The sequence below is a fragment of the Candidatus Cloacimonadaceae bacterium genome (assembly GCA_030693415.1).
In the GTDB taxonomy this organism is placed as follows: Bacteria; Cloacimonadota; Cloacimonadia; order Cloacimonadales; family Cloacimonadaceae; genus JAUYAR01.
This window is the reverse complement of the sequence record JAUYAR010000095.1, coordinates 1-1750: the sequence shown is the minus strand read 5'-3', so window position 1 is coordinate 1750 and position 1750 is coordinate 1. Positions and strand designations below refer to the sequence as shown.

At 49.0% G+C, this 1750-nt stretch carries 1 protein-coding gene; it reads right to left on the bottom strand.

The window, feature by feature from the left end:
• Positions 1–205: 205 nt before the first annotated feature.
• Entirely contained in the window at positions 206–1579 is a 1374-nt protein-coding gene (locus Q8M98_05940; protein MDP3114304.1) for an outer membrane protein transport protein, read from the bottom strand.
• Between the last annotated feature and the right edge of the window lie 171 nt (positions 1580–1750).

The following is a 1750-nucleotide window of genomic DNA, read 5'->3' as shown; positions in this document are numbered from 1 at the left end:
GCTGATATTGATTGCTCAATGGCTTCCAATGTGCATGAATCCAAGCTCTGCTTAGGTCGTCCCATTTCTCACTCCTTCTAAGTTTAGATATGAGACAATATAATCAGTATTTATGGCATGTCAATATAAATCTTGTATTACTACCAAAAATGTGATCGCCGCAAATTGTGCGGCGATCACTTCAATGGGTATTGACGTTGTCGGATCAGAACTTATAGCTGATGCCGATGTTGCCCGAATGGACGTGGGAATTGTAGATTCCGACCATGTTATCAGCGGTTTGAACGGTGATCTTGCGTTCTGGGAACATGACAAACTGATAGTTCAGATCCAGTGTCCAGTTACCGAGCGCGTGTCCGTAGCCGGCGTTACTGCTGAATTTGTTGTTGATATCGGGCAGGGTGGGGATAAAGGTTTCATCCGGGACGGGGGATTGGTCAAAGAAGAAGCCGGCGCGGAAGTTGTTGCAGCCGTGAACGTATTCGGAGCCGAGGCTCACGCGGTGTGTGTCCTTCCATTTGAAAGCGAGATCTCTTTCGGAGATCACGGTTTGCATGGTCGGGTGCCCTTGAAGGATAGTGATATTTTCTTTCATCTTTACGGTCACGGTGTCCAGGCGATTCCACGTTGTATAGGAATAATCCAGGTTCACTGCCCAATTCGGCATCACTTTGTAAGAAAAACCGATGGCGGCTTCGCCGGGAAGTTTCAAAGTGGCTTCGATGTCGGAATCTCCGCCATAGGTGTTGGGAACGAAGAAAGCCGGATTGTTTCCACCCCAGACACTGTAGTTTGCGAACTGGTTCAGCCACAAACGGATCTCGGCAGTGCCCTGGAGTTTCATGTCCACGGGCAGCTTGCCGGTGAGACCGATGGAGAGATTTTCGATGGGTTTGACCATCACTCCGAGGTTCGCGCCATAGCCCATTCCCGATCCTGACATGTCAAATGTGGTGGGGGCATAATAGGACAACGTGGAATGAGGAACGATCTTTGCCAGATCGATCATGCCGTAAAGCACGCTGAAACCGGCTCCGATGGAGAACATGTCGTTGAACTTGTAAGCCAGCGAGGGGCGAAAATCAATAATGCCGATGGAACTCATCATTTCCTCTTCGGGAAATCCTTCCGACCACAATAGTGTTGATCCTGGGGGCTGTCCGGATGTGGGCAAATCGTAGGCATCCCAGGTGGCTCCGAGACCGTATGGAACAAAGATCCCCAATCCGAGCACGGCATCGGGATTCTTATTCATCAGTCCGAAAAAACCGGGAAACGCGCGCAGCTTTTTCACCGCGGTCAATTCATCATTGCCATAACCGGGAAGCGTGGCAGTGTTTTCCCATTTTGAAGTAGGATAAAAAACCGATCCGGCAAGGGAGATTTGATTTCCGTCCAGATATGCCATTCCGGCTGGATTCCAATAGATGGAACTGGGATCGTCCGCCATGCCGCGAAAGGCTCCGCCCATGGATTGTGCCCTGGAACCGATTCCCGAAAGAGCGAATCCGCCCGCAAAAAGACCAACGCTGATGCCGATCAAAATCGTCAGCAACAGTGCCATGCGTAGTTTGTTCATCTTGAACTCCTTCATAACAGTATTGTTTATTAAGACTCCCTGGAAAAAACTCAATTTTTATGAATTTGCTCTGCCTGCGAGTTTGGGTTAGTAGTTGCCAGTTTGGGCAACAGCATTTCAAAATGAGCCTGAATAACTACAATAATCGCAACCAAAGTGGCAATAAGCAAC